19 protein-coding genes are annotated in these 18877 nt (G+C 42.9%); 11 read left to right on the top strand and 8 right to left on the bottom strand.

Features of this window, described 5'->3' with window-relative positions; translation table 11 throughout:
* The first annotated feature begins 36 nt into the window (after positions 1-36).
* The 9 genes from KXQ82_RS13755 to KXQ82_RS13715 all read left to right on the top strand — a co-directional run bounded on the left by KXQ82_RS13755 (position 37) and on the right by KXQ82_RS13715 (position 7878).
* Positions 37-1101 carry a porin gene (locus KXQ82_RS13755; protein WP_219488971.1) on the top strand — a complete coding sequence of 355 codons (1065 nt, stop codon included), beginning with the start codon at positions 37-39 and terminating at the stop codon, positions 1099-1101.
* A gap of 71 nt (positions 1102-1172) precedes the next feature.
* The gene (locus tag KXQ82_RS13750; RefSeq protein ID WP_219488970.1) at positions 1173-1766 is read left to right on the top strand and encodes a DUF4468 domain-containing protein; all 594 of its coding nucleotides are present in this window, start codon (positions 1173-1175) and stop codon (positions 1764-1766) included.
* Positions 1767-1813: 47 nt separating this feature from the next.
* Positions 1814-2596: an energy transducer TonB gene (locus KXQ82_RS13745; RefSeq protein ID WP_219488969.1), complete on the top strand. Its 783-nt coding sequence runs from the start codon at positions 1814-1816 to the stop codon at positions 2594-2596.
* Positions 2597-2720: 124 nt separating this feature from the next.
* On the top strand, positions 2721-4943 hold the full coding sequence (gene purL, locus KXQ82_RS13740) for a phosphoribosylformylglycinamidine synthase subunit PurL (protein ID WP_219488968.1): 2223 nt from the start codon (positions 2721-2723) through the stop codon (positions 4941-4943).
* Entirely contained in the window at positions 4944-5333 is a 390-nt protein-coding gene (gene gloA2 / locus KXQ82_RS13735) for an SMU1112c/YaeR family gloxylase I-like metalloprotein (protein ID WP_219488967.1), read from the top strand.
* 2 nt (positions 5334-5335) lie between these two features.
* On the top strand, positions 5336-6049 hold the full coding sequence (locus KXQ82_RS13730) for a tRNA1(Val) (adenine(37)-N6)-methyltransferase (protein WP_219488966.1): 714 nt from the start codon (positions 5336-5338) through the stop codon (positions 6047-6049).
* A gap of 43 nt (positions 6050-6092) precedes the next feature.
* Positions 6093-6587: a metallophosphoesterase family protein gene (locus KXQ82_RS13725; RefSeq protein ID WP_219488965.1), complete on the top strand. Its 495-nt coding sequence runs from the start codon at positions 6093-6095 to the stop codon at positions 6585-6587.
* A 26-nt stretch (positions 6588-6613) separates the two neighbouring features.
* Positions 6614-7660, top strand: coding sequence for a class 1 fructose-bisphosphatase (gene fbp / locus KXQ82_RS13720; protein WP_219488964.1), 1047 nt, complete (start codon positions 6614-6616; stop codon positions 7658-7660).
* A gap of 14 nt (positions 7661-7674) precedes the next feature.
* Positions 7675-7878 carry a hypothetical protein gene (locus KXQ82_RS13715; RefSeq protein WP_219488963.1) on the top strand — a complete coding sequence of 68 codons (204 nt, stop codon included), beginning with the start codon at positions 7675-7677 and terminating at the stop codon, positions 7876-7878.
* On the opposite strand, the gene rnhA is transcribed toward KXQ82_RS13715, so the two are convergent.
* The 5 genes from rnhA to KXQ82_RS13690 form a co-directional block, all read right to left on the bottom strand.
* A complete protein-coding gene (gene rnhA, locus KXQ82_RS13710; protein ID WP_219488962.1) occupies positions 7870-8340 on the bottom strand; it encodes a ribonuclease HI in 471 nt (156 codons plus the stop codon). The two genes, KXQ82_RS13715 and rnhA, sit on opposite strands and share 9 nt — an antisense overlap.
* 32 nt (positions 8341-8372) lie before the next feature.
* Positions 8373-9269 (bottom strand): MBL fold metallo-hydrolase, encoded by an 897-nt coding sequence (locus KXQ82_RS13705; protein WP_219488961.1) that lies wholly within the window; start codon positions 9267-9269, stop codon positions 8373-8375.
* A gap of 202 nt (positions 9270-9471) precedes the next feature.
* Positions 9472-9810 carry a hypothetical protein gene (locus KXQ82_RS13700; protein WP_219488960.1) on the bottom strand — a complete coding sequence of 113 codons (339 nt, stop codon included), beginning with the start codon at positions 9808-9810 and terminating at the stop codon, positions 9472-9474.
* Positions 9811-9957: 147 nt separating this feature from the next.
* Positions 9958-10152 carry a hypothetical protein gene (locus tag KXQ82_RS13695; protein WP_219488959.1) on the bottom strand — a complete coding sequence of 65 codons (195 nt, stop codon included), beginning with the start codon at positions 10150-10152 and terminating at the stop codon, positions 9958-9960.
* A 130-nt stretch (positions 10153-10282) separates the two neighbouring features.
* A complete protein-coding gene (locus tag KXQ82_RS13690) occupies positions 10283-10984 on the bottom strand; it encodes a CoA transferase subunit A (protein WP_219488958.1) in 702 nt (233 codons plus the stop codon).
* Between the two features lie 104 nt (positions 10985-11088).
* Between KXQ82_RS13690 and KXQ82_RS13685 the strand changes: the two genes are divergently transcribed.
* On the top strand, positions 11089-11493 hold the full coding sequence (locus KXQ82_RS13685; RefSeq protein ID WP_219488957.1) for a hypothetical protein: 405 nt from the start codon (positions 11089-11091) through the stop codon (positions 11491-11493).
* Positions 11494-11595: 102 nt separating this feature from the next.
* On the opposite strand, the gene KXQ82_RS13680 is transcribed toward KXQ82_RS13685, so the two are convergent.
* Entirely contained in the window at positions 11596-12690 is a 1095-nt protein-coding gene (locus KXQ82_RS13680) for a GDSL-type esterase/lipase family protein (protein ID WP_219488956.1), read from the bottom strand.
* Positions 12691-12887: 197 nt separating this feature from the next.
* A complete protein-coding gene (locus KXQ82_RS13675) occupies positions 12888-15293 on the bottom strand; it encodes an MG2 domain-containing protein (RefSeq protein ID WP_219488955.1) in 2406 nt (801 codons plus the stop codon).
* Positions 15294-15571: 278 nt separating this feature from the next.
* Between KXQ82_RS13675 and KXQ82_RS13670 the strand changes: the two genes are divergently transcribed.
* Complete coding sequence (locus KXQ82_RS13670) at positions 15572-15940, top strand: response regulator (RefSeq protein ID WP_219488954.1); 369 nt, start codon at positions 15572-15574, stop codon at positions 15938-15940.
* Positions 15941-16390: 450 nt separating this feature from the next.
* On the opposite strand, the gene KXQ82_RS13665 is transcribed toward KXQ82_RS13670, so the two are convergent.
* Positions 16391-18814, bottom strand: a complete 2424-nt coding sequence (locus tag KXQ82_RS13665; RefSeq protein ID WP_219488953.1) for a hypothetical protein — start codon at positions 18812-18814, stop codon at positions 16391-16393.
* Positions 18815-18877: the final 63 nt, after the last annotated feature.

Here is an 18877-nt window from a genome sequence, read left to right as displayed (position 1 = left end):
TTTTAAAACAAATCAATCAAATCTTAACTAAACATCATGAAACAAAAATTCTTACTTATTTGTGCACTTGCTGTATCTGGTCTGGCTGCTAAAGCTCAGGATGCAAAACCGGCTGAATCACCTTTAGTGATCTCGGGTTCTGTTGATACCTATTTCAAGTATGATTTTGCAGGTAAAAAAGCTGCAAACATCCAAACAAGCTTCGCGAACGAATCAAACTCGGTATCATTAGGTATGATAGACCTTGGTTTGAAAAAGAAAGTTGGTAAAGCATCTTTTGTAGGCGAATTATCATTTGGTCCAAGAGGTCAGTCGCAATCAATTCCTGATGTTGCGGGCTCAAGTTATCACATCCAAAACTTATACGTAAGCTATGATCTTACTGATAAGTTAAACGTAACAGGTGGTTACATGGGTACTTTTGTTGGATACGAAGTAATTTCTCCGGTAGGGAACTTCAATTATTCAACTTCGTACCTGTTCACTAACGGCCCGTTCCAAAATGCAGGTCTTAAGTTTACTTACACTTTCTCTGATAAAGCGAGCTTAATGGCGGGTATCTTTAACGATGCATGGAATAACTATTCATCAACTAATGACCTTTCAACTTTTGGTGCGCAATTAATGATCGCTCCGGTAAAAGGATGGACCGCTTACCTTAACGTAGCTGCAGGTTACTATTCAGGATTAGAGCTTGACCTGACAACAAACTATCAAATTACTGATGCCTTTAAATTAGGTTTAAACGTGGCTGATTTCTCTCAGCCAAGCTACAAATTTGCTCCTAATGCAGGTAACGGCGGTTTTACAGGTGCTGCTTTGTATCCACAATATGCTGTAAGCAAAGATGTTACTTTAGGTTTACGTGCTGAGTATTTTTCTGCCAAAAAAGGTTCAACTACACCTGGTTCATTTAGCGGTGTAATACCTGGCGAATCAGTAACTGCTTTTACTTTAACTGCTGCTGTAAAATCAGGCCCTTTAACTTTCATTCCTGAAGTAAGGTTGGACAATGGTTCAGCTGCTCAGTTCTTTGATAGCAAAGGTGTTGCAACAAAATCTGCCGGTCAATTCTCGGTAGCTGCTGTTTACGCGTTCTAAATTCAAAGAATAATTTATAAATTTAAGGCCGTCCCGGTATTTTCCGGGGCGGCTTTATTGTATATGCTGATATGAAAAAAGTACTGTTTTTAATATGTTGCCTGGTTGCTTGTAAAATGGCTATGGCTCAAAAAGATTCGCTGGCTCTGGATGATCATGGTAAATATATATACTATAAGGTGGTAACCGCGGCAAATAACAGTGCTGGCGTTTTGTATGCGCGTGCGTTAACTTCAATAAAAAGATCGGCAGACGGGCGACGGCTAAAGTTATTATCAGAAGATGCAAAAAATACTTCTTTTGTTTGTGATGGGAACTTCCTGGTTTCAAAGGTAACATCGCTGGCCAAGCACGATGACGGGGGAATAACCTGCAAACTTAACTGCGAAGTTAAAGATGGTAAATACCGCTATTGGTTTACCGATTTTGTTTTTACGCCTTACATGCGCGACAGGTATAATAGCTACGTGCCACAAATTGGACTGGATATACCTATCGAAAAAATAGAAAAGAAATATGATAAAAAAGATGTAGATCATTTTATGGATGAATGCGCAGCGTTTGCTATTGGAAAGGGGAGGTTACTGGAAGGGTACATGCAGGCCGAACCTGTAGCTAAAAAAGATACCGTTACCAAAAAAGTGATCACCATAAATAAGTGGTAACATTTGCAAATTATATTCGTTAATTTTAGGTATAAATTTCAGTGGCTATGTTTCCGAAATTTGATATATACGATACCGAGTGGCTCGACCTTATATTTAAAGGCCGCAACCAAAGCTATGGCGCGTATGAATTAAGAAAACATTATGCCCGTACCATGATCCGGTCGATGTGGATTACAGGGGGAATGATACTCGTTATATTTTTAGTCGCGCTGAGTCAGGCTGAACCGGCAACCGTTTCGCCAACACCATCTACCCAAACAAGCGTAACTATTGATTTGAGGAAGGAGTTTACCTCAGAGCCAACACACGTACAGGTTAGCGCTGCCCGCCACAAGCATAATGGCGGAACGCCAACTGTTATTGCCACACAGCAAGCAGAGGCTTCAATAGTACAAACGGCGCAAAATCAAACCAAGGCCCATGGCGAAAGCCAGGCTATAAACAAGCCAAAACCTGCTTCATCCAACGTGCTGTTGGCCGAAACAGTGCCTGCAGCGGCAGCGCAACCTCAAATACTCGATATTCCGGATGTTATGCCCGAGCCAAATGGTGGAAGGGCAACATTGAATAATTTTTTGAAACAAAATTTGCAATACCCCGAGGCCGCCGCAAAAAATGGTATATCGGGTAAGGTATGGCTTAGTTTTGTTGTGGAAGCTGATGGCCATTTGTCGGATATCCGGGTTACTCAATCGGCAGGTTTTGGATTTGATGAAGAAGCCATCCGCGTTTTAAAACTTGCCCCTGCATGGCAGCCGGGCACGCAAAATGGTCAGCCGGTGCGTGTTAGGTATAACCTGCCTGTTAATTTTCGTATTGTGAAATAAGAGACGGGCAATTGCCTGTAATTATGCATGTTGTTTAAAAATACATGCTTTTCAACATCATTAAGCTTTCCTGTTTCGGTTCAAATTCCTAATTTTGCGGCAATCTCACAAAAACCAACAAACATTGGAGCACCAGGAACTCACCACCGTTGAAACCGCTAAAGATTTAGGTTTACTACCCGAAGAATTTGAACGTATAAAAGAAATACTGGGCCGCGTACCCAACTTTACCGAACTCTCTATTTTCTCGGTAATGTGGAGCGAGCATTGCTCTTACAAAAACTCCATCACCTGGCTTAAAACCTTGCCAAAAGATGGCCCGCGTATGTTGGCTAAGGCGGGCGAAGAAAATGCCGGTTTGGTTGATCTTGGCGATGGTATTGGCTGTGCTTTCAAAATAGAATCGCATAATCACCCATCAGCTTTAGAGCCTTATCAAGGTGCGGCTACAGGTGTTGGCGGTATTAACCGCGATATCTTCACCATGGGCGCACGCCCTATAGCGCAACTTAATTCATTGCGCTTTGGCGATTTGAAACTGGATAAAACCAAATGGTTAGTTAAGGGAGTTGTAAAAGGTATTGGCGATTACGGTAATGCTTTTGGTATCCCTACCGTTGGCGGCGAACTGTTTTTTGATGAGTGCTATAACGTTAACCCACTGGTAAACGCGTTTTCGGCAGGTATAGTTAAGGCCGGCGAAACCGTTTCGGCAACATCATACGGTGTAGGTAACCCGGTGTATATTGTGGGCTCGGCAACAGGTAAAGATGGTATACATGGCGCGGCTTTCGCATCAAAAAATATTACCGAAGATTCGGTGAATGATTTACCGGCTGTTCAGGTTGGTGATCCTTTCCAGGAAAAATTATTGTTAGAGGCTACCCTCGAGGTGATAAAAACTGGTGCGGTTGTTGGCATGCAGGATATGGGCGCGGCGGGTATCATTTGCTCAAACTCCGAAATGTCTGCCAAAGGCGAGCATGGTATGCGTATCGACCTGGATAAAGTACCAACAAGGCAGCCAAATATGAAGCCTTTTGAGATATTGCTTTCAGAATCGCAGGAGCGTATGCTGATCGTGGTGTACAAAGGCCGTGAAAAAGAGGTTGAAGCCGTATTTGATAAATGGGACCTGAACTGCGCTATCATAGGCGAGGTTACCGATACCAAACGTTTGCATTATTATGTAAAAGGCGAATTGGTTGCCGATGTACCGGCAGACGACCTTGTATTAGGTGGCGGCGCCCCGGTTTACCAACGCGAATACCGCGAGCCGGCTTACTACAAAAAGAACCAGGAATTTAAAATAGATAACGTTGAGCAACCTGCCGATTTGAAGGCCGTTGCCAAACATTTGATATCACACCCTAATATTGCCTCAAAACGCTGGGTAACCAGCCAATATGATAGCATGGTGGGTACAGCTACCATGACAACCAACCGCCCTTGCGATGCCGCCGTAGTGGCCGTTAAGGATACTGATAAGGCCATTGTAATAACTGTTGACTGTAACTCCCGCTACGTACATGCCGACCCGCAAAAGGGCACCATGATAGCCGTAGCCGAAGCCGCACGTAACATTACTTGTGCCGGTGGCGAACCTGTAGCCATTACTAATTGCTTAAATTTTGGTAACCCATACGTGCCCGAAGTTTACTGGCAGTTTGTTGAAGCCATTAAAGGCATGGGGGCTGCTTGTACTAAATTTGAAACCCCGGTAACTGGTGGTAATGTAAGTTTCTACAACCAATCAACCGATGATGGCCCGGTGTTCCCTACACCAACTATTGGTATGTTGGGAGTTATGGATGATATAGCCACCCTGATGACATCGGATTTTAAACAATCAGGCGACCTTGTTTACCTTATCGGTGAATCTGTTAACTGTATCGCTTCATCACAATACTTAGCGTCTTATCATAAAATTTCGGCATCACCTGCACCGCATTTTGATTTGGAGAAGGAATATGACCTGCACCAGGTGATCAAACAATTGATCGGGCAAAAACTGATACAATCTGCACATGATGTTGCTGATGGCGGTTTATACATTACCCTTTTAGAATCGGCTATGCCAAATAAACTTGGCTTTAGCATTGATACTGATGAAGACATCCGTAAAGATGCTTTCCTTTTCGGCGAAGCACAAGGCAGGGTAGTGGTATCTGTTAAGCCTGAGCTGCAGGACACTTTTGTTGAATTGCTATCCACATCCGAAATTGAGTTTACCTTGTTAGGTACGGTTACTTCGGGTAGTTTGGAGATCGACTCGGAATCATTTGGTACCGTAACCGAAGCACATTCGGTTTACGATAACGTATTGCATGGCATATTAGGCGAATAAATGTTTAAACTGAACCGCATACACCACGTAGCTATTATCTGTTCGGATTATCAGGCATCCAAACGATTTTATACGCAGGTGCTGGGGTTGAAGGTATTGCAGGAGGTGTATCGTGCTGAGCGTAACTCTTATAAACTCGACCTTAAGGTTGGCGATCAGTACCAGATAGAGTTATTCTCGTTTCCGGAACCACCTGCCCGCCCATCACGGCCGGAGGCGGTTGGTTTGAGGCATTTGGCTTTTGAAGTAGACGACATTTTTGGAGCCGTTAATATGCTGAACAAGCAAGGCATTGTTACCGAACCTATACGGGTTGATGAGCATACCGGTAAACCCTTTACTTTTTTTGCCGATCCTGATGGATTGCCATTGGAGTTGTACCAGGTGTAATCATGTCTGATATTTTCAAGTTCAAACAATTTGAGGTTGACCAAAGCGGTTGTGCTATGAAGATCAATACCGATGGGGTATTGCTGGGCGCTTTCGCGGAAGCGGAAGATCCCGCGCACATACTCGATATTGGCACAGGCACAGGCGTAATAGCTTTAATGCTTGCCCAAAAGTTTGCCTTAGCTAAAATTGACGCTGTTGAAGTAGATTTGTCTGCCGCCAAAACAGCAGAACATAACTTTCAGAACTCATCCTTTCGCGGGCGGCTGGCTGTTTATAATAGCAGCTTCCAGGATTATTTTAGAGATCATCCCGAAAGAAAATATGATCTTATCATAACTAACCCACCGTTTTATATCAACTCGCTTGAGTCGCCGGGAAGGCAGATCAACCTGGCTAAACATGCCGACGAAGCTTTTTTTGAGGAGCTGATAGCTTGTTTATCAACACAACTTACTTTACAAGGAAATTGCTGGCTGATATTACCCATTCAAACAGCTCAATTTGTTAAAACCATTTTGATTAAACCCAGTTTATATCTCAATAAAATTATAACTATACGTTCTTTCAGTAATGTGGATGCGCATCGGGAGATACTGGTTTGTGGTTTATTGCAAACTGATTTTGCAACTGATGATTTTGTGATATATGATGAGGTTAAAAAATATAGCCAGGCCTATAAAAATAAGTTGAAAGATTTTTTCACGATATTTTAATACCTTGTCTTGATTCCTGATTCTTAACTCTTGCTTCTACTACATGATCCGCATAGGCCTTATCTCTGATACACATGGTTACCTTGACGATGCCGTTTTTAAGCACTTTAGCAACTGCGATGAAATATGGCATGCAGGCGATTTTGGCACAATTGAACTGGCCGACAAGCTTGCCGCCTTTAAGCCTTTGCGGGGCGTTTATGGCAATATTGACGATAAGGATATCCGTTTGCAATACCCTGAAGACCTCCGTTTTAACTGTGAACACGTAGATGTTTGGATGACACATATTGGCGGCTATCCGGGTAAATATGTTCCGCGTGTTAGGGATGTTATTTACACTAAGCCCCCTCAGTTATTTATCTGCGGGCACTCGCATATTTTGAAAGTTGTTTATGATAAAAGGATCAATTGCTTGCATTTAAACCCCGGTGCTGCGGGTAAACAAGGTTGGCATAAGGTGCAAACTTTAATGCGATTTTGTATTTCCGAAGAAAAAATTCATACCTTAGAGGTGATAGAATTGATTAAACCATAATGTACTTTATACACTAAGTCCCCCATATGATACCATTAACTTTAGGCCAATTTATAATTGAGAAGCAATCAGATTTTCCGTACGCTAAAGGCGAGCTTTCGCGATTGTTGCGTGATATAGGTATTGCATCTAAAATTGTTAACCGCGAGGTAAACAAAGCCGGCCTGATGGATATTTTAGGCGACGCCGGAAGCACAAATGTGCAAGGCGAGTCGCAAAAAAAGCTGGATATATTTGCTAATGAGCAGTTTATAACTGCCCTGCAAAGTGGTGGCGAGTGCTGTATTGTGGTATCAGAAGAGAATGATGAGTATGTTTATATTGATTCTGAAATATCAAAGAACGCCAAATATATTGTAGCTATTGACCCATTAGATGGCTCATCAAACATTGATGTGAATGTGAGCGTGGGTACTATATTTTCGATCTACCGCCGTAAATCAACCGAAGGTAAAGCTACCATTGAAGACGTTTTGCAAAAAGGTGTTGATCAGGTTGCTGCCGGTTATGTAATTTATGGTTCGTCAACCATGTTGGTATACACTACAGGTAAAGGGGTTAACGGCTTTACTTTAGATCCGTCAATAGGCGAGTTCTGTCTGTCGCACCCTAACATGACCATACCTAAGGATGGTTATATTTATTCGATAAACGAAGGCTACTATACCCACTTCCCCGATGGCGTTAAGAAATACATTAAATATTGCCAGGTTGAAGATACGCCTACCAACAGGCCTTATACATCGCGCTATACCGGCTCAATGGTTGCCGATCTGCACCGTAACATGATAAAGGGCGGGATATTTATTTACCCGATAACAGCACAGGCTCCAAATGGTAAATTACGCCTGGTATATGAGTGTAATCCCATGGCCTTTATTATTGAGCAGGCAGGCGGCTTTGCATCAAACGGATATGAGCGCATTTTAACGCTTGATGTAACCGAACTGCACCAACGTTCGGCCATATTTATTGGCTCGTGCAATATGGTTAAACGTGCCGAAGAAATGATGGCCTGCTTTTCGCCGCAGGTAACTAAAAAATCTTTCGAAGGCGTTAAGCAGATCCAGTAATTTTACGGTTAAGCATGGATAGAAATAAACTCCACACTATATTTTTGATAATTGGCCCAATTGCATTAGCAACAGGTTTGTACCTAAATAGAAACGCTATGCATGGAAAAGTGCCCGACTTTTTAATTGGTGCTTTGATGGGTTTTGGTATAGCTGTAAGCTTTGGTGCTTTGATATTAAAAATTAAGGCTCGTCGTGAAGCTAAGCTATCAAAGTAAGCCTTCACGGCTTGCTTCAACTTCAAAAACTGAGTCGATAAGCAGGCCTTTTTGTTTGGAAGCATTTACCGCCATCTGATCGCAGCGCTCATTTTCGGGGTGCCCGTTGTGGCCGCGCACCCAAACAAATTTGATATGGTGTATTTTGCTCACTTCTAAAAAACGCATCCAAAGGTCTTTGTTCTTTTTATCCTTAAATCCCTTTTGCACCCAACCGTATATCCACTTTTTTTCGATAGGATCTATCACATATTTTGAGTCGGAGTAGATAGTGATCTGTTGCCCAGGTTTCTTTACAGCTTCTAAGGCCTTAATAACAGCAAGCAGTTCCATGCGGTTATTGGTGGTTTTTCTGAAACCTTCTGATAACTCCTTGTAATGCTGACCCGAACGCAATATTGCTCCATAACCGCCAGGTCCCGGGTTGCCGCTCGATGCCCCGTCTGTAAATATCTCTATCATATTGGCAGCAAGTATACCAATTTTTGATAAACTTATCCTGCCGTTAGCTCATCATACGCGGCATTCAGGGTGGTTTTTATGCCTGGACCTTGCCAATCGGTAACACCAGGTATGCTGGTAGCGGTTGCTATTTCATCTTTTGTTTTACCGGATTTTATCTGGCTATCAACAAAGGCAACTGCCTGCACCATGTAGTTTTGCATGGCTTTAACATCGTCCATAGTGCCGGTTACCTTGGCGGGATCAAAAGCATGGCCAAAAACAAACAAGGTGTCCTTATTAAAAGTATGCTGCGCTTTTTCAAGGGTTTGTGCCCAACTGCGCAGCGATGCACCGTGCTTCATATCAATAACGGGGTAGCGGCGGTTAAAAACAAGGTCGCCGGTATGTACAATGTTGGCATTCTCAAAGTGGATCATGCTATCGCCATTGGTATGACCGCGACCAAAATAGTGGGCTTTAATAGTTTCATCGCCAACTTTTACCTTCCAGGTATCGGTCCAGGTAGTATCGGGGTATAGTTGTTTATCTTCTGTTTTGCCCGCTACAGCTACTTCGGTTTGGTTAGCCAGCGAGTTGGCATGGGCCGCTACTTTTTTTGCAATACCTTTAAATGAAATGTTCCCGCTGGTATGGTCGCCATGGTGATGGGTATTGATGAGCCATTCGAATGGCAATTCCGATCGTTTTTTCAATTCGGTTATCAAGTGCGTTGCCTGTTCCGGAAACTCAGCATCAACCACAACTATGCCACCTTTATTTATCATCCAGGCAATAGTGCCACCCTTTTCGGTAAAGATACCCACGTTACCTCTTAAGGTTTTAATCTGAAAAGGGTCCTGTGCGAATGATGCGAAAGTTTTATTGTTAAGCAAGGCAAGTGATGCCAGGGATAAACCTGAATTGAGCAGAAATTTACGGCGTTCCATATTGGGAGTAATTTTAGTTCAAGATATATAATTATATCGTATTAAACCAGCAAAGGGTTGCTTTTGAAGAATTTCCGATTTCGGATTTGAAAATTCGCAAAATCAAGATAGGCGAAAAAAAAAATCGGATTTCCAATCTCCATTCGGAATTGAAATGCTATTCAATAATCCGAAATTGAAAATTCGAAATCCGAAATAAAAGTTACACCGCATTATCAATTCCCGGCTCGTGCCCCACCATACGGCCTGTTGAGCGCCCATGGTTACTTGGCTGAAAATCAACTTCGCGGTTATGCAATGTAGTATGTTCGGTAGAAGGGTTGTCGTTTTGGCTTGGGTTTTCTACTTCAGTATCTTGCTGATAACCGCCCGCTTCTCCTGTGCCTTCTTCTTCAAACTCATGGCGTTCAGGTTGTTCAACTTGCTCGCTATCTGCCTGTTTATATTCATGGCGTTCAGGTTGTTCAACCTGCTCGCTATCTGCCTGGTTAAATTCATCCGGACTTTTAAATGTTTCCGGGTTTTCTTTATTTGCTTCCATGATGTTAAGTTTTAATAATTATATCTTAACAACAATTTATTTCGTTAAAGTTTTTATTTTAATCTGAAATAAAACATTCCTCATCCTGAATTGATCTAAAATTCACGGTAACGCATTTGCGCCTCAGGTTTGCAATTTTTTAAGGTATCAAAAAATATGATCGGGCCCCGGCTCATGGCCTACCATTCTGCCCGTTTTACGGCGATGATCGATACCGATAAAGTTGGAGTGCAGCGTGTACAAAGTAGCAACGCGTACATGCGTTTCGGCTTCGGCCGCTTTAGGCATTTCTTCAAGGTTCAAATTAACCTGTGTTTGTGGGGTTTTGTTAACAGCTTTCATAAATTCAGGTTTTAATTGTGGGTAGTATTAAAACAAATGTTCCGAAAACGTCAGTAAATTTTAACTATATAAAATTATACAAAAAAATTAGTAAAATGTATTATTTGGTGTCATTTTTTGTACCGGAATATCATACTTCTTTCTTTCTCACGGTTCGCTGTTCAATGCGCTTCTCATAGTCAGCACCCTTAAATATCCGGTGAACATATATTCCGGGTGTATGGATATGGTCAGGATCTAATTCGCCGGGTTCAACCAATTCTTCCACTTCGGCAATGGTTAACTTTCCGGCCATCGCCATTACGGCGTTAAAATTACGCGCTGTTGAACGGTATACCAGGTTGCCCATGGTATCGCCTTTCCAGGCTTTTACAATGGCAAAATCGGCATCAAAAGCCATTTCCATCAGGTAATCCTTCCCGTTAAAATTGCGCACCTCTTTACCAATGGCTATCTCGGTACCAATACCGGCGGGGGTAAATATAGCAGGCATGCCATAGCCTGCAGCCATACAGCGCGTAGCTAAAGTACCTTGCGGGATCAGTTCAACATCCAACTCGCCGCTTAATAACTGGCGCTCAAACTCGGCATTTTCGCCCACGTAGCTCGATATCATTTTTTTAACCTGCCTGTTAGCAAGCAGCATTCCGATACCGAAACCATCAACACCCGCGTTGTTTGATATGCAGGTAAGATTTTTTACCCCGCTTTTTGACAGCTCGGCAATACAGTTTTCGGGCAGGCCGCACAAACCAAAGCCACCCAGCATTAGGGTCATGCCATTGGTTATACCTTTAATAGCCTCACTGGCAGATGCAACTACTTTATTCATGGCTGTATAATTGGTAATCTAATTTAACACTAATCGGCAAATTTTGTTGCTACACTAAAACAATTAAAAACTTAAAGCATTAAACTATTATAAATGGCATAGTTATGGAAACCAACGATCAAAGCAGCCCCGAAACCCGCAATGGCGAACAAGGTAAAAATAAAGTGGAGAAAGACCTGAAACGCTCTTTCCTTTTCGGCGATAATCAAAAAGTTGCCAATACGCCCGGCATGGAAGGGCAAGGCATGGGCGGGCACAAATTTGGCGAAGAGAATCATCCGCCAACAGGCAATGACCCTAACAATCCATCGCAAAACGCAGGATCAACCAATGCCTACTTAGCGCAAACACGGCCCCTGGAAGAGCATCCCGAAAACAATAATTTTAAAGTACCGGAGCAACAAGGCGAACCCGATTATGACGGTGCTCAACGCTATGCCAGTGGATCATCGGCCGTTGAAGCCAAAGACGATGCTGATGATAAAGGGCCAAGTGAGTATATGGAATAGTTAGTTTTTAGATATAAATGCCGACCATAAATATCTATCACTTCATCATTTTATTGTTTGGTGTTCGATAACTATTCAACGTCAACCGATAAATCCAATCTATTACCACTTTATCGTTTTATCAATAAAGCCGATCAACTCATCGGCCATAGCCTGGTGCTCTTTAACGGTAGGGTGGCCCGGTGTGTTTTTATAGGTGAATATAAAGCTGTAAATATTTTTGTCGTTAAGTTGCTGTACCGCGCTTTGAATATAGCCAGACCATGGTAAGCCCGGTTTACAGGCGCTCATACTACCCAACGAACAAATAATGCTTGCTTTAGGATATTTGGAGCGGATACCTTTAATAAAATTTTTATAAGTGTTTACAATGAATTGTTCTGTAGGAGGGGTGTGGCCAAAGCGTGCCTCGAACAAAGCGCCGCTGCCTGACTGGATAACCCCGGCGTCATTTTGAAAAAGGTTAACCACCACTACCTGCGGGGTATATTTACTGAAATCCCATTTGCTTTTTTCGTCAAGCGGATCAAGACGCTCGTAAATTTCGGGCATAGTTGCCGGGTAATAGCCCACGGTAACACCAATACCACTTTTTGCGATGAATGACCATTGTGCATCATAATGCCTTGCTGTTAAAGCGGCGTAGGTAATGTAATTGTTTTTATACCGGCTCAGGTACGAGTCGCGGCCCGAATAATCTTCAATAGCATAACCCGCGGTTATGGAGTTACCATAAAACTCGATTGCTCGTTTTTTAACGGGTGGTGCAGGTAATATGGTGGCGCTGTTATCAAACTGGAAACTGTAAAAATTAGTGCTGCCGTCACCCCATTCGCTACGTTTGTATAGTTGCAAGGTATGGTTGCCATAAGTTAAGCCCGATGCCAGGGTGTATAAACGTTTGGCGGTATCAGGGTGCAACACTACGATCTTACCGTCAACTATCACATTAAAATAATTATCACCGCGCTCATCTTTTAGCCATGCTTTGACACCGGTTCCGGTAAAATTGATTTCGAGCGATGTGCCCGAATAATACAAAACAGCGTAGTCGCTTTTATAAGCTATGCGCCCCATTTCCCGCACATGTGCATCCTGAAATGATACCGTTTTTTGGGCCTGCGCATTAGCAAAAAAGCACAGTACGGTAAGCCCGGTAAATAAATTGCTCAGGATATTTTTTGTAGAAAGGGGCATGGGTATTTATGGGTGTTTTAATTAATTATTGAATGATGGAATTATTGATTTGAATCAGTTATTATTGCTCTTTTGGTTATTGAAAAACATGGGTAAATATGGGTGTTTTATTTTTTCAATAGCCTTAAGGCACTTTTTTATGCCCGATTGCTGTAAACAAAAATACTAAATTTTGCCTGAAATAACGCTGTACATTGTTACTTAACCTCGTATCCGGCAACTGCCGAAAGAGGCACACCCTTATCAGTAACGCCTTGCACTATCACACGTATTTTACTCTTTGGGTCGGCATTGTAGTAACTAACTGTTGCTTCGCCGTTTGCATCGGTAGTAATGGTGGGCTCCCAGTGTATGGTGGTGCGGTAGTCGGGTTTGGTTACATCGTCTTTACCATCATATAATGGCTTGAAAAATGTACGTGCCTGGTAATAGCCATTCACGTTAGCAATCTCAGCACCGAAATCTTTACTATCAAATGCATCGGGTGGTGTGGTTAGATAAATTACAAAAACATCCGCCCCTCCGGGGCCAATATAATGGCTAACAACAATTTTTTTAACTTTATCTAAACCCAAGCCCAATATGGTTTCTGGAGGAAAGTTTGGGTTATATTTTTGATTTACAATAAAATATGGCATTATTTTTTTACCGAACATCAGAAAGTTCAGCCCGCTATCTATATTTTGCTTGGCTTCCGGGCAATTTTGCAACAGGTACCATTCTACCGTTTTGTATTCAAGATCTTTTGGTTTGATATCATAAACTTCATCAGGGTAACCAAAAGTTATCAAGCCACCTACCTCTTCTAAATTGGGTATTATTATCGCCTTTTTTTTCTCGATTATTTTAACCTCTTTTAATTGCTTACCCTCAGCCTTCAACGCTATCGCTCTTTTATCGGCCTGTCTTTTATTAATTTGCGCTAACAGCCCTGTGTCAATAAGTGGTGTTGTTTCCACTTTACTTACCGGCAATGGTTCAGTGCTCAGCGAATCCAACAGCAGCCAGCCATCCCGTTTTCCTTTATCATTTCGCGAAGTTAATTTTAGCGTTTGCGGCCCCGATAAATTCAATCCGTCAATATAATATTTCCCTGCCGAGTCGGTTTTGGCCGTATATAACTTATTCCCAACAGCCTTAAATGCGCTTAGGGTAATGTTCATATCTTTTATAGGCTGCTTCCCGAATTTCCGCCTCACCATGCCCGATACGGTAAAGCCTTGTTCGGGGGCGTAATTAAGCCTTATCGCGGTATCGGCCATCCGGTGCCACACAAAGTCGCGCCAGCCCTGGGTAAGCAGCAACAGGTCCAATTGCTTAAAGCGGTTACCGTTATTAGTGTCAAAGTAAAGTTCAGGGTGCGCTATTTTTCCGCGAACTTCTGATCTTAATAGCAGATATGAAGCAATATCATCAGCCTGCACCGGTACCATTCCTGCGTCAACAACTGCTACCGACAGGTTAGCGTTGGCCTTATCACTCAGCTTAATTTTAACACTTGTTTTTTCTTTTACAGTGTATACTGCTTTATCAGTGCTTAAACTTATTTGTGTTTGATTAGGCTGGTGGATATACAGCAACCGCTCGGCCAATGGTTTTGAATGTTCATCGTAAAGTGTTACGCTAACTATCCCTTGGGGCATTTGTGTGTCGGGTATCTGCAACAGTAATTCATTTGATGTTATCCTCACCTGGTCCTGGTAATAAACTTTACCAGCACGTTTAACCATAACGATCAGGTTATTCCCTGCGTTTTGCTGCAAGGTAAACGCATTGCAATTAATGTTTACCAGTATGCTTTGCTCAACCGTATTGGCGCTTATAACAAAACCTTTTATCAGCGGTGCGGGTAACAAGGCCGTGGTTTTTTCTTTATGATAGGTTACTGTTGCAGTGTAGTTTTGCGTATCATCGGGCTGTAAGGTAAAGCTCCCCATCCCCAGCGTATCGCAAATAAACTTAGCCACGATTCTGCCCGATGATGCTATGATCTCGCCACTGAGCGCTATGCCCTTTCCTGTCGCGTCTTCTGCCTTCACTGCCACCACCGATGTTACCCCGTTAACTAATGCCCCACCTTCCGGGAAAAAGCGTACCACCGGCGCATTTGTGACTATAACAGTTTTTTGTTTCGGTGTTTTTTGCGAAACAGTATTTACGGCGACAGCCACATCTTTCGCAGGAGTATTGCTGATAATATCGATGAACTTTTCAAATACAAAATTATCGCCAAAATTGCGCATCCAGTTGGTATAAGCACGCAGGCGGTATTTACCGGGAGTAAGCGTATCGGGCAGCTTAATATCACCATTGCCAAAACCGTTCTCAAGTCTGACAATTTCGCGCTTGATGATATTCGCATCGGGAGCGATTAACTCTACATACAAATTATTGCTGATGCGGCCGGGCATATTTTGTTGGGCATTTACCAGGTAAGCTTTAAACCAAATATCCTCGCCGCCCGCATACAGGTTTCTGTCGGTATGCAGGTACACCTTCTCGAAGGAGAGTTTAACATCGCCCGGCTTTTGTTGGGCAAACAAATTGTAACCAGACAGTAATATAGCTATACTTAATATAAAGTGCTTTGCAACAGTATACATAAAAACGATTTAGGCTTGGTTTTGCTAATATACATTATTTAACCACGTATCCTGCACTTGCCAACACAGGTACACCTTTATCGGTAAATGTCTTGCACAATTACCCTTATGTTACTTTTCGGGTCGGGCATTGTAAAAGCTTACCGTGGCTGAGCTATTGGTATCATTATTCTTTCATGATAAACCTCCTTGCAGGATTTTAATGTCTGCTTTTGTTATTATCGCTGTAATTAAAAAATTTCCTATATTCGACAGGTATTTCTAATAAATTAAACGCTTTGAAAAAAACAGTGCTGATCATTGAAGACGATAACGATATCCGCGATATTGTAAGTTATATTTTGGAATCGGAGGGCTTTAATGTGATAGCTACTAACCCCAAGCCGGCTATTGAGCTCCCTGTTCACCGTTGCAATATTGTTTTGATTGACGAATGGCTCAACAAAACTGAGGGCCATATGCTTTGCCAGGAGATCAAAAAAATTCATCAAATGCAGCACCTGCCTGTTATTATCCTGTCAACCTCGGCAAAAATAGAAGAGATAGCGATAAGTTGTAAAGCTGATGGCTTTATACGCAAACCATTTGAATTGGATGAGTTGGTAAACGTTGTTAAAAAGTGTTTGATAGCGGGTACTGTAGCGTAGCTATTTTTTGAACTGAGGTGTTGGTTCTTGCTCACTGTCCCCTCCGAGGTCTTCTCGATAACTCACTTCAAATAGACATACCTTATCCCATTTTTGTTCCCGCAGGGTCTCTCGGTAGAGGACCCAGACATTCACGCCATGTAGAACAGCCCTATACATATCATATCTCAATCCCAAAAAGAATAATAGTTTGATAGCTGCACAATGGATGAGTAACCTCATCAACATAAAAAGTAGCGCTATTATGCGGTTATGCAGTATAATCTAAGCTTAAGCCCATTTTCCACTTGCCGGATTCTTATGAATATACTCCAGTTTTTGTTCCCAAAACTGCGATGTAAAAACATCTTTGGCGTTGTGTTTGGTCCGGATAGGCATGGTATTATCCCTGGGTTTGCATGGTGTGAATATCCTGCATATCCTGCGGCGACAAAAATGGCTGCCGTAGCGTTACTTTACTACGTATCCCGCCGTTGCTGCAACAGGCACGCCCTTATCAGTAACACCCTGCACGATCACACGTATCTTACTTTTCGGATCAGCATTATAATAACTAACTGTCGCTTCACCGCCGGCATTGGTGGTAATGTTAGGTTCCCAATGAATGGTGGTGCGCATATCGGGCTTGGTTGATGCCTGCAGATACTTAGGCTCATAAAATGCGCGTGCATTATAGTACCCATCCATATCCAGGTTAGTAACATGAAAATCAAATTCATCAAAGGCATGTGGTTTAACTTTAATATCTATCCAGATGAAATGTGTGGACACCACTAAGCCATCTTTACCTTCAGGGGCCATTCTAAACCCTTTGGCCTGCTCCTCAAAGGTTGGCATCTGGTCAATCCGGATGAGCCGCGCGTGCGCCGAGTTGATCTTATCCATAGGCATCGCAAAAAATTTAACCCGCCAGTAATTCCATGATGCTAATGAGTCTGATGTAACAACCATTCCTATAGGTGCCCCTTTTAAGCCACCCTCAGCTATTTGCTTTTGCATGTAAGGTTGCAACTTGCGGGCATAATAGCCACCCAAAGTTTCATATTTGTAGTCGGCCTTGCTTACTTGTATTGAGGTATCTCCATATTTTTTACCCACACGTAAGCCAATAATTTCAACCGTTCTCAGGCGTTGCGTATCCGCGAAGGAAAACTTCCTGGATACCTTTTGCCGGTTCTCCATCTCATCACGGTAACGTGCAAAAGTTCCCGAAGTATCAGGGAATACCACCAGCTTTTTAACCGGGTAGCGGTTAATGGTAGCGGTATCAACACCTATCCAGGCGCTTCGTTTTCCCCTGTCATTCGCGGCGTTAACGCTAAAGTATTGGTGGCCGTACATGTTAACGCCGTCAATGCTGAACAGCCCTTTTTCATCAGTCCGTGCCGAAAAAAGCTTGGCACCTGTGGCTTTATTGGCGAACAAGGTAATGTTCAGGTTAGGCGCTGGTTTTTCCGACCATACTTCTTTTACCTTCCCGGTGATGGTGATGCCGCGCTCGGGCTGGTAAGTTATCTTTAAAACCGAATCGGCAAGCCTGCGCCAGGTGTATTCGCGCCAGCCTTGTGTAAGCAGCAGCATATCCAATTGTTTAATCCTATTGGCATTTGTGGTATCAAAATATCGCCCGGCCTGCTCAATATCACCCCTGATCTCTGATCTTAGCAAGAGGTACGATTGGATATCTTCATCCTGAACCGGCACAATCCCGGCATCAACAACCGCCATGGATAAATTGGCTTTAGCCACGGTTTTGATATTTACAGTAACCTGTTGCTTTGGCGAGTAAGTAGCCTTATCTGTGCTGATACCGAATGGTACCATATTATCCTTACGGTGATAGTAAACCAACCGCTCACAAAGCGGAATGTTATGATCGTTATACACACTCACAACGGCAACACCTTCGGCAAAATGGCCACCCGGTATGGTAATGATGATCTCGTTACTGTTAACGGGTATGCGCTCCTGGTAATAAACGCTGCCGGCATGCCTTGCCTTGATGATCAGGTTTTGGCCTGCATAATGGAACACATCTCCCCGAGGGCAACTCACCGTAGCTACAATAGTCGAATCGGCCTGGTTAACACTTAATACAAAACCACTCCTAATTGCGACAGGCAAAGCGATATCGCGTGTTTGCCCGTTCACTGTTACTTTGGCACGGTAGGTTTGTGTTTCATCCGGCGTAAGCGTAAAAATACCCATGCCTACCGAGTCGCAGGTAAATTTAGCTACCGACCGGCCCGATGAAGCGAATACTTCGCCAGTAGCGACTATGCCTTTGCCGTAAGCATCTTCCGCTTTTACGGCTACCTGGCTGCTTACATTGTTAACCAATGGCCCACCTTCAGGAAAAAACCGGACCGTTGGCAGCATTGAATTGAACGATATAGGATTTTGTGTTGATAAAGGCGGGATAGTTTTACCTGTTGATGCCAAAACAGGTACATTATTTGTTGCAGGTGCCAGTATGGTGATCTTTTTTTCGAAAACAAAATAATCGCTGAAGTTGCGCATCCAGTTGGTATACGCCCTGATGCGGTACGTACCGGCTATCATAGGTTCGCGCAATTTAAAATCGCCTTTGCCCATGCCGCTGTCTATACGGATAAGCTTCCTGTCGGTTATTTGGTTTTTGGTATCTATCAGTTCAACATACAGGTTGTTGCTTACATCCAGTAATTTATGGTCCTTAGCGTTTACTACATAAGCCTTGAACCAGATATCTTCGCCTTGCAGGTAAACATCCCTGTCGGTATGCAGGTAAACCTTTTCAAAAAATAAGGGGATAGAGGTTGTGGTTTGCGCCCATGTTTTAAAGGCACAGAATATGAGTAAGCAGAAAAGCAAACGCTTTGCAATAGTATGCATAACAGCGGTTTAGGTTGGTTGAACGAATATAGGGAAATTTATCAGTAGCGCTGCCGCGAAGGC

Origin of the sequence: Mucilaginibacter rivuli (genome assembly GCF_019391655.1) — a bacterium.
Lineage (GTDB): Bacteria > Bacteroidota > Bacteroidia > Sphingobacteriales > Sphingobacteriaceae > Mucilaginibacter > Mucilaginibacter rivuli.
The sequence above is the reverse complement of the archived record's forward strand: the minus strand, read 5'-3'. Positions and strand labels throughout refer to the sequence as shown.

Coding starts and splice junctions, on each gene's coding strand:
- KXQ82_RS13755 (WP_219488971.1), top strand. CDS start 37: ATGAAACAAAAATTCTTACTTATTTGTGCACTTGCTGTATCTGGTCTG.
- KXQ82_RS13750 (WP_219488970.1), top strand. CDS start 1,173: ATGAAAAAAGTACTGTTTTTAATATGTTGCCTGGTTGCTTGTAAAATG.
- KXQ82_RS13745 (WP_219488969.1), top strand. CDS start 1,814: ATGTTTCCGAAATTTGATATATACGATACCGAGTGGCTCGACCTTATA.
- gloA2 (WP_219488967.1), top strand. CDS start 4,944: ATGTTTAAACTGAACCGCATACACCACGTAGCTATTATCTGTTCGGAT.
- KXQ82_RS13730 (WP_219488966.1), top strand. CDS start 5,336: ATGTCTGATATTTTCAAGTTCAAACAATTTGAGGTTGACCAAAGCGGT.
- KXQ82_RS13725 (WP_219488965.1), top strand. CDS start 6,093: ATGATCCGCATAGGCCTTATCTCTGATACACATGGTTACCTTGACGAT.
- fbp (WP_219488964.1), top strand. CDS start 6,614: ATGATACCATTAACTTTAGGCCAATTTATAATTGAGAAGCAATCAGAT.
- KXQ82_RS13715 (WP_219488963.1), top strand. CDS start 7,675: ATGGATAGAAATAAACTCCACACTATATTTTTGATAATTGGCCCAATT.
- rnhA (WP_219488962.1), bottom strand. CDS start 8,340: ATGATAGAGATATTTACAGACGGGGCATCGAGCGGCAACCCGGGACCT.
- KXQ82_RS13705 (WP_219488961.1), bottom strand. CDS start 9,269: ATGGAACGCCGTAAATTTCTGCTCAATTCAGGTTTATCCCTGGCATCA.
- KXQ82_RS13700 (WP_219488960.1), bottom strand. CDS start 9,810: ATGGAAGCAAATAAAGAAAACCCGGAAACATTTAAAAGTCCGGATGAA.
- KXQ82_RS13695 (WP_219488959.1), bottom strand. CDS start 10,152: ATGAAAGCTGTTAACAAAACCCCACAAACACAGGTTAATTTGAACCTT.
- KXQ82_RS13690 (WP_219488958.1), bottom strand. CDS start 10,984: ATGAATAAAGTAGTTGCATCTGCCAGTGAGGCTATTAAAGGTATAACC.
- KXQ82_RS13685 (WP_219488957.1), top strand. CDS start 11,089: ATGGAAACCAACGATCAAAGCAGCCCCGAAACCCGCAATGGCGAACAA.
- KXQ82_RS13680 (WP_219488956.1), bottom strand. CDS start 12,690: ATGCCCCTTTCTACAAAAAATATCCTGAGCAATTTATTTACCGGGCTT.
- KXQ82_RS13675 (WP_219488955.1), bottom strand. CDS start 15,293: ATGTATACTGTTGCAAAGCACTTTATATTAAGTATAGCTATATTACTG.
- KXQ82_RS13665 (WP_219488953.1), bottom strand. CDS start 18,814: ATGCATACTATTGCAAAGCGTTTGCTTTTCTGCTTACTCATATTCTGT.